This window comes from Saccharopolyspora sp. NPDC002686, assembly GCF_040295745.1.
Taxonomy (GTDB): domain Bacteria; phylum Actinomycetota; class Actinomycetes; order Mycobacteriales; family Pseudonocardiaceae; genus Saccharopolyspora; species Saccharopolyspora oryzae.
Window position 1 is genome coordinate 22,621 of sequence record NZ_JBEOVY010000048.1, and the last position, 8,174, is coordinate 30,794.

At 69.4% G+C, this 8,174-nt stretch carries 8 protein-coding genes; 4 read left to right on the forward strand and 4 right to left on the reverse strand.

Features of this window, described 5'->3' with window-relative positions; translation table 11 throughout:
• Positions 1–12: 12 nt before the first annotated feature.
• From ABTZ89_RS09340 to ABTZ89_RS09350, 3 genes are read right to left on the reverse strand one after another with little or no spacing between them, the layout of a single operon-like run.
• Positions 13–1,914 carry a flavin-containing monooxygenase gene (locus tag ABTZ89_RS09340; protein WP_270948748.1) on the reverse strand — a complete coding sequence of 634 codons (1,902 nt, stop codon included), beginning with the start codon at positions 1,912–1,914 and terminating at the stop codon, positions 13–15.
• Positions 1,907–2,728: an alpha/beta fold hydrolase gene (locus tag ABTZ89_RS09345; RefSeq protein ID WP_351042178.1), complete on the reverse strand. Its 822-nt coding sequence runs from the start codon at positions 2,726–2,728 to the stop codon at positions 1,907–1,909. The genes ABTZ89_RS09340 and ABTZ89_RS09345 overlap by 8 nt, the downstream gene beginning before the upstream one ends.
• Positions 2,725–3,615, reverse strand: coding sequence for an ABC transporter ATP-binding protein (locus tag ABTZ89_RS09350; RefSeq protein ID WP_351042181.1), 891 nt, complete (start codon positions 3,613–3,615; stop codon positions 2,725–2,727). The genes ABTZ89_RS09345 and ABTZ89_RS09350 overlap by 4 nt, the downstream gene beginning before the upstream one ends.
• Before the next feature lie 323 nt (positions 3,616–3,938).
• Between ABTZ89_RS09350 and ABTZ89_RS09355 the strand changes: the two genes are divergently transcribed.
• Genes ABTZ89_RS09355 through ABTZ89_RS09365 form a run of 3 tightly spaced genes read left to right on the forward strand, consistent with a single transcriptional unit; the run spans position 3,939 to position 6,334 of the window.
• The gene (locus ABTZ89_RS09355; protein WP_270948751.1) at positions 3,939–4,733 is read left to right on the forward strand and encodes an SDR family NAD(P)-dependent oxidoreductase; all 795 of its coding nucleotides are present in this window, start codon (positions 3,939–3,941) and stop codon (positions 4,731–4,733) included.
• A 36-nt stretch (positions 4,734–4,769) separates the two neighbouring features.
• Positions 4,770–5,645: an ABC transporter permease gene (locus ABTZ89_RS09360; RefSeq protein WP_351042185.1), complete on the forward strand. Its 876-nt coding sequence runs from the start codon at positions 4,770–4,772 to the stop codon at positions 5,643–5,645.
• The gene (locus ABTZ89_RS09365; protein ID WP_351042188.1) at positions 5,642–6,334 is read left to right on the forward strand and encodes an SDR family NAD(P)-dependent oxidoreductase; all 693 of its coding nucleotides are present in this window, start codon (positions 5,642–5,644) and stop codon (positions 6,332–6,334) included. The genes ABTZ89_RS09360 and ABTZ89_RS09365 overlap by 4 nt, the downstream gene beginning before the upstream one ends.
• A gap of 62 nt (positions 6,335–6,396) precedes the next feature.
• Here ABTZ89_RS09365 and ABTZ89_RS09370 read toward each other — a convergent pair whose 3' ends face one another.
• Entirely contained in the window at positions 6,397–7,653 is a 1,257-nt protein-coding gene (locus tag ABTZ89_RS09370; protein ID WP_351042191.1) for a cytochrome P450, read from the reverse strand.
• Positions 7,654–7,962: 309 nt separating this feature from the next.
• Here ABTZ89_RS09370 and ABTZ89_RS09375 point away from each other — a divergent pair, with 309 nt between their 5' ends.
• Positions 7,963–8,160: a hypothetical protein gene (locus ABTZ89_RS09375; protein WP_351042194.1), complete on the forward strand. Its 198-nt coding sequence runs from the start codon at positions 7,963–7,965 to the stop codon at positions 8,158–8,160.
• Positions 8,161–8,174: the final 14 nt, after the last annotated feature.

Sequence of the window (8,174 nt, forward strand, 5' to 3'; positions counted from 1 at the left end):
AGGACGGTGCGGTCAGCGGAATTCGTACTGCTCGGGATCGACGGCCTGGGTGCTGCTGATGTACCGGTGCGCCGACAGCGGCCACATGATGGTCGAGCGGCCCTCCGCGTTCTGGTACCAGCTGTGCGTTTTGGACCATCCCCACACGCGCTGCGCGCTCGCTTCGGCCACTTCGTCGGCGTACTTCTCGAAGACGTCGCGGCGCACCGACAAGGAGGACTTGCCGGTCTCCAGCAACTGCTCGATCGCGCTCAGGATGTACACCGATTGGCATTCGATGAACAGCACCAGGTTTCCGTGCAGCAGCAGGTTCGTGTTGGGGCCGTACATGCAGAACAGGTTCGGGAAGTCCGGAACGGTCAGGCCCAGGTAGGCGCACGCGTCGACGCCCCACGACTCGTGCAGGTCGACTCCGCCGGAGCCGGTGACCTTCATCGGCATCAAGAAGTCCGAGGCGTTGAAGCCGGTTCCGAAGACGATGACGTCCACCGGGACGTAGTGGCCGTCGGTCGTGTGGATCCCGCTCCCGTCGATGCGGGCGATGTCTTCGGTGACCAGCTCGACGTGGTCCTGCTTGAGCGTGTCGATCCAGGTCCCGTCGTCGCGGATGATCCGCTTGGCGCCCGGCGGGTAGTCCGGGACGATCTTCGCCGCGAGGTCCGGCCGGTCTTCGACCTGACCGAGCAAGTAGTCCGTCAGCAGTGCGCGGAGCCGTTCGTTCGCTGCCGACACGGCCCGTTCGGTGGGCGGGTACGCCGGGTCCACGGTGGCGGCGGCGAGGCGCCCGATCGCTCTCGGGAGGAAGATCGAGAAGCGGTAGTAAGCGCGGTACAGCGGAACCTCCCGCAGGAGCGCGCGCTCGTCCTCGGGGATCTCCTGCCGGAGCTCGGGCGTCGACTGCAGGTACGGCGCACTGCGCTGGAAGATCGTCAGCGACGCTGCGGACCGCGCGATCGCCGGTGCCACCTGGACGCCGGTCGCACCGGTGCCGATGATCGCCACCCGCTTGCCGGTGAGGTCGACGTCGTGGTCCCACTGCGCGGTGTGGAACGCCGGGCCGTCGAAGGTGTCCAGGCCGTCGATGCGCGGGATCATCGGGCGGTTCAGCTGGCCGACCGCGGACACGACGATGGTGAAGTCCTCGGTCCGGGAGCGCTCGTCCGGCCCGGTGGTGGTGACCGACCACAGCTGCCGCGAGTCGTCCCAGGTCGCCGAGGAGACCTCGGTGCCGAAGCGGATGTGCTCGACCAGTCCGTTCTGCTCGGCGAATGCCCGGAGGTAGTCGTGGATCACGTTCTGCCTGCAGAAGTACGACGGCCAGTCGTGCGGGAAGAAGGAGTAGGTGTAGATGTGGCTGTGCACGTCGATCCGGCAGTCGGGATAGGCGTTCTCGTACCACGTCCCGCCGACGTCGCCGTTCTTCTCGATGATGGTGAAGTCCACGCCGGCCTGCTTCATCCGCAGCCCGGCCAGCAGACCGGACAGGCCGGCCCCGACGATCGCGACCCGCATCGGTCGCGCCGGATCGAGCTGGTCCTTCGTCCACTTAGGAGCGCGAGGATCGGTGCCTGGTGGGACGAACGCGACGCGCAGCAGTTCGGCGTCTTCGTCCGCAGAGCGGTCGAGCGCCCATTCGGCGATCGCCCGGAGGACCGCTGCGGACGGTTCGACCGGCCACTCGGCGATGTTCTGCAGGTACGGCTCGAGCGTCGCCATGCAGAACGCCCGGGCTTCCGCGTCCTCCTGCGCGTCGAGAACGATCGCGGGCAGCAGGTCCGGGTTCGGGCGCCATTGCGGGCGGAGCACGGACGGGTCGTCGGTGAGGTGCGCGACGAGCATCAGCAGCGCCGGTGTTTGCGCCGCCCGCAGGTGGTGGAGCAACTCCTCCGGGGACGGCTGGGCTGAATCAGACAACGCGGGCACCCTTCGAGGCGTCGATGTGCGTGGAAGGCGATTCGAGGAAGTCCTGGAGCAGCGCGGCCACAGGCGCGGGGTGGGTGAACGCGGCGAGATGACCGCCGGGCGCGAATCCCAGCTGGGAGTGCGGGATTCGCGCGTGCAGGTTCTCGATGACCGCGCGCGGCGTGCTCACGTCGTCGTCGCCGCCGATCACCAGCGCGGGCACCGACGGCGGCACGTCGAACTCGCCGACGGCGGTCATCGCCTCCAGGAACGCTCCGTGGATCGCGGGATCGCCGGCGAGGAACTGGTTCCGGGCCCGGGCGATCAGCGGATCCGAGCCATGCGACTCACCGAACCAGCGGGTCATCGTCATGTCGGCGAGCGCAGCCAGTCCACCCGGTGCTCGGGCGGCCTCCGCTCGGGAGAGAGCACCGGCCCTCGCGTTGTCGTCGTACGCGCCGGTCGTCGCCATGAGAACCGCGGCCGCGACGGCATCGGGGTGGCGGTGGGCGAGCGCTTGGGCGACCATCCCGCCGAGCGAGATCCCCACGACCGGGAAACGGGTCAGGCCGAGCCGCTCGGCGATGAGCGCTACGTCGTCGGCGAGCGCGTCCAATGAGATCGAGTCCGGGGTGCCGCCGCTGGCGCCGTGGCCGCGGAGGTCGGGGAGGACGCAGCGGAACTCGTCCCCGAGTTCCGCCGCGAGCGGTTCGAACCACGAGCCGTCGAGGGCGAGCGAGTGCACCAGCACCAAGGGCCGCGGGCCGCGCCCCACGACCCGGTAGGCCAGGCTGGTGCCGTCCGGGGCTGTGATCCGATCGATCATGCGGAAGCCTCCTCGTCCGCCTGACGGCGTTCCTCCGCCGCGGTCACCTCGTCCCGAAGGCGAGCGGAGAGGGTTTCCAGATATTCGGCGAATTCCGGGGAGGAGGTGCGCATCCGCTGCGTGCGCGGCCGTGGCAGGTCGATCTTGATGTCAGCGACGATCCGGCCGGGACGCGCGGCCATGAGCACCACCCGGTCGCTGAGCAGGATCGCTTCCTCCAGGTCGTGGGTGACGAAGACGACTGTGGGGCGTTCGGCCTCCCAGAGCCGGATGAACTCCTGCTGCTGGTTCGCGCGCGTCTGGGCGTCCAGCGCCGCGAACGGCTCGTCCATCAACACCACGCGGGGACTTTGCACGAGCGTGCGCGCGATCGCGACCCGCTGGCGCATGCCTTGCGACAGGTGCAGCACGTCGGAGTCGGCGAACTCCTCCAGCCGCACGCGGCGCAGCCACTCGTCGGCGCGCCGTTTGCGTTCCGCCGCTGGGATCTTGTGCACTTCGAGACCCAGTTCGACGTTGCGGCGGACCCGCCGCCACGGCAGGAGCGCGTCCCGGGCGAACATGAAGGCGACGTCGTCGGAGGTGTCGCTGACCGGCTTGCCGTCCAGGGCCACTGTGCCCGCTCGCGGTCGTTCCAGTCCGCCGGCCATAGACAGGGCCGTCGTCTTGCCGCAGCCCGACGGGCCCACGATGCTGACGAACTCCGAAGCGCCGATGTCGAGGTCGAACTCCTCCAGGACGAGCACCGCGCGCCGACCGTGGATGAAGTTGTGGCTGACGCGGCGAAACTCGATCGGTGCCCCTGCCGGGTTCCCATCGGGGGGTCGGCGGTCCTCAGCGCGGTCTGCGGCTTCCGGCCTCGGATGCGCTGTGCTGGTCTGCCTCATGGCAACTCCGCTGGGTCGAGAGGTGGACCGTGGTGCGGCTGAGACGACGTCGCGTACTTCTCGGGAACATGCTCGTCATGGAACAGCCCGAATACGTCGGATGCGGTTGATCGCCCGCTTTTCCCACCGTGCCACGCCGGTGCGGTGATGCTCCGTGACCCAGCGCACAGCTGTCAACACGGATCGGCGGTGTGCGGAGCTATCGCGCTGATAGCCCGTGGGCCGTTGCGAGGAGCTGGTCGCGGTGGCGAGGCTGGTTCGAACCGGACTCGCGGAGGAGCACGATGACAGCGGCGCACCAATCGGTTTCACCGTTCGGCGGAGTGCAGTTCGACTTTCACGGCCGGGTTGCGGTCGTCACGGGCGCGACCGGCGGTATCGGCGGTGCAGTCGTCGATCTCTTCGCCGCGTCCGGGGCCGACCTGGTCGTCCACGGGAGGCGGGCCGAGGCGCTGCAGGACGTGGTCTCGCGCGTGCGGGAGCGGGGACGCGACGCGGTCGCCGTCACCGGCAACATCCGCGACCCGCAGACCTCGGCCGACATCGCCGCGGCGGCGGAGGAGCGCTTCGGGCGGGTGGACGTCCTGGTCAACAACGCCGGCGGCAACTTCGGCAAGCGTTTGGAGGAGTTGTCGGTCAACGCGTGGAACGCCATGATCGAGGCCAATCTCAGCGGCGCGTTCCACTTGGCGACCGCGTGCCTGCCGGCGTTCCGGCGCCTGGGCGGCGGTGCGGTGGTCAACATCGGATCTGCCTCCGCCGGTCATGCGCACCCGCTGCGCGGGGCGTACGCGGCCGCGAAGGCCGGGCTCGCGTCCCTCACCCGGACCATGGCGTGGGAGTGGTCGGAGCTGAACGTGCGGGTGAACTGCCTCGAACCCGGTGCGGTGGTCACCGCGGCGTCGCGGTTCGCGGCCGACGACGTCGAAGCCCGAGTCGCCCGGTTCGTCGCCATGAACCGGCTCGGGCGTCCGGAGGACATCGCGTCGGTGTGCCTGTTCCTGTGCTCGGCCGGAGCGGCGTACCTGACCGGGCAGACCGTGATCGTCAACGGCGGGCCGCACACGGCCACCCCCGCCGACATCGACCTTCTGCGCGCTCCGGAAGCGGCGGAGTAGCAGCACTTCTCGTTCGCGCAGGATCCGGGAGGACCCATGAGCCGATCCACCGTTCCGGACAGAGCCACCGGCGAGGAAGCGCCGGCCCGCGGCTTGTCCGGCGCTGACCGCTCCGCGATGGAACACGCGGTCTTCGCCGAACGGCGCAAGCGCCGCAACCGCGTCCGGCTGCAGGTGTGGGCGATCCGCTGCGCGGTCGCGATCGTGTTCGTCGGCGGCTGGTACTTCGCATCCGAACGCGGGCTCATCAACCCCTTGTTCATCTCCTCTCCCGACGCAGTCGCGGAGGGACTCGTCGACCAGCTCGCGGACGCCACGTTCTGGACCGACGTGACCGCGACGTTCGCCGGTGCGCTCGCCGGCCTCGCGGCCGGCGGCCTCCTGGGCATCGTGACCGGGGTTGTGTTCTCGCGGTCCGAAGTGCTCGAACGCGCCGCGACCCCGTTCCTGACGCTCGCCAACAGCCTGCCCCGGCCCGCGCTGGCACCGATCTTCATCCTCTGGTTCGGTCTCGGCTTCGGGCCCAAGGCGCTCGTCGCCGGCAGCGTCGTGTACTTCGTCCTGCTGACGTCGACCCTCGGCGCGCTGCGCGGCATCGACCACGACGTCGTGCAGCTGGCCCGGTCGCTGTCCATGTCGCCCGTCCAGCGCTTCCTGAAGATCGAGCTCCCGGCGGCGCTGCCCAGCATCGTCGGTGCGCTGCGACTGGGTGCGGTGTACGCCGTGCTCGGTGCGGTCTTGTCGGAGATGGTCGGCGCGTACTACGGCCTCGGCCAGCGCCTGGTCGTGCTCACCAGCAACTTCAAGGTCGCCGAGTCGTTCGCGGTCCTGCTGTTCATGGGCATCATGTCGATGGTCCTGGACTACGCGATCAAGAGCCTCGAGCACGTAGTCGCGAGCCGCTCCCGATGAGCGGGCCGCTGCTGGTCACCGGCGGCGCTTCCGGCATCGGCGCCCGGCTGGTCGAGTCGCTCGCGGCGGAACGGCCGGTCGTCGTCCTGGACGCGGCGGCGCCCGAAGCCCCGGTGCCCGATGTGCGGTACGTCGCGGGCGACGTGACCGACCGGGATGGTCTGGGGGCGCTCGTCGCCGGTCTCTGCGTGGACGGCCCGTTGTCCGGGCTGGTCCACTGCGCTGGGATCTGCCGCACCGGACCGTTCCTGGACATGCCGCCGGGGGAGTGGTCCCGGGTCCTCGACGTCAACCTGCACGGCACCCTGGCCACCGTCCAGGCGTGTGCGCCGCGGATGTCCGACGGCGGGCGGATCGTGCTGTTCTCCTCGGGGACCGCGTTCAAGGGCCCAGGGGGCATCGCGGCGTACGCGGCGTCCAAAGCGGGCATCATCGGGTTCGCCCGGTCGATGGCCGCCGAGCTCGGCGAGCGCCGGATCACGGTGAACGTCCTAGCCCCCGGGCTGGTCGTCACCGGGCTGTCGGCGGACTTCGCGCACACCGAGCCGGCGAACATCGCCGGCCGGGCGATCGGACGCGCGGCCACTGTGGATGATTTCGTCGAGCCGGTGCGTTTCCTGCTGTCCGGCGGCGCCTCGTTCGTGACCGGTCAGACGATCGTCGTCGACGGCGGGGCCATCAAGCACTAGTCCCACGCCGAAAGCCCGCTCGAAGCCCGTGCAGGCGCTTCGAGCGGGCTTTCGGCGTGGGATCAGAGCGTGACGTTGAGTTCCTTGAGGCTGAAGAACGCCCGATCGTCCCGATAGGACAGGTGCGAGACCTCGGGATCGGTGAGCCGCATGTCCGGGAACCGCGCGAAGATCCTGGGCAGCGCGACCATCAGCTCCATCCGGGCGAGGTTCTGCCCGACGCACTGGTGCTGGCCGAAGCTGAAGGCGAGGTGCTGCGGTTTCTCGGTGGGGATCTCGAAGTCCTCCCACGTGGTGCGGGCGTACTTGCTCTCGTCGTGGTTGGCCGACCAGATGGACGCGACCACGCCTTCGCCCTGGCGGAAGGTGTGCTCGCCGATCGTGACGTCCTCCGTGGCGGCACGGCGCGGCCCCATCCGCGCGACGGAGTGGACGCGCAGCAGCTCCTCGATCGCGATGTCCCACCGCCGTTCCCCGGAGAGCAGCAGCGCGAGCTGATCCGGCCGCTTCAGCAAGGTGAAGATCGACAGGCCGATCATGCCCGCGGTCGTGTCGTGCCCGCCGATGATGAGGATCGTGATCAGCGCCGCGAGCTGATCACGGGTGATGCCGCCGACCTCGTACTGCTCCCGGATGATGTTGCTGAGCAGGTCGTCGGACGGATTCGCCTCCTTCAGCGCCGCGTACTCGAGACCGAGGGCGCGGAATTCCTCGACGTTGCGGTACATCTCCTCCTTCGACAGGGACAGCGTCGTCTGCCGCTCGGTGAGCTCGAAGAACCGCGGGGCGTCCTCGATGGGGATGCCGAGCATCCGGGTGATCACCGTTGTCGGGATCGCGAGCGCGAACTGGGAGACGAGGTCGACCGGCCCGGACTGCTCGGCGAGCGCGTTCAGGTGGTCGTCGACGATGGCTTCGACCTGGTCCCGATAACCCTCGACGGCCCGCGGCGTGAAGTACTTGACCACGCACCGGCGCAGCGTCGTGTGCAGCGGCGGATCCTGCCTGATCATGCTGTCGGCGACCATGGGGTGGTCCGAACCGGGCAGTCCGCGGACCGGGAAGCCCGGTGTCATCGGGTTGGCGCTGAACCGGGTGTCGGACAGGATCGCCTTCACATCGTCGAACCTCGTCGCCAGCCACGAGGTCGTCCCGCCGCCGAGGTCGACCTGGCTGATCGGGCAGGTGGCGCGCAGTTCGCTGAAGTACGGGGGATCGTCCAACGGCTGTTCCGGCGCCGGGTCCAACGACAACTGCCGCAGGTGCGGGCACTCTCCCCGCTGGTCGTTCGAGGCTTCGACGGCTGTGCGATCTTCCACGGCGTTCTCCTCGCTGCTTCGCTGCAGGGCCGGGATCCAGGGATGTGCGGGACGCCGGTGCGGGAATCGTCCACGACCCGGCTGCGGTCATGATGCGTGCCCGCTCAGGCGCGAGGAAGACCCGACCGGCTTGCGCACCGATCGGGACCGGCTATCGCACGTGCCGGACCGGCGCGAGTGGGCAGCCGCGATAGGGATCCGCCATCACCGGTCCACGATTCGCGGTATTCCCCGGGCATTGCGAGTCCCGTCACACTCGCCGCAACCACGAGCCGCCTCCCGACCCGGGTGCCGATGAAGGGAAGACGCTTGATCGAGAACTCCGCGCGGCTGCCGCAGCAGCTGCAAACGGCAATAGCCGGCTTCGTCGCCTCCGGAGCTCGAATCCTGCCTGAGCCCGAGGCCAAGGAGATCCTGCGCAGCACCGGCATCGCGGTCCCGCCGGGCTCCGCGCACTCCGATCCGGCCCTCGCGGCGAACGGGCTCGACGGTGACCTGGTCTTGTAGGCGGTGTCGCCGAC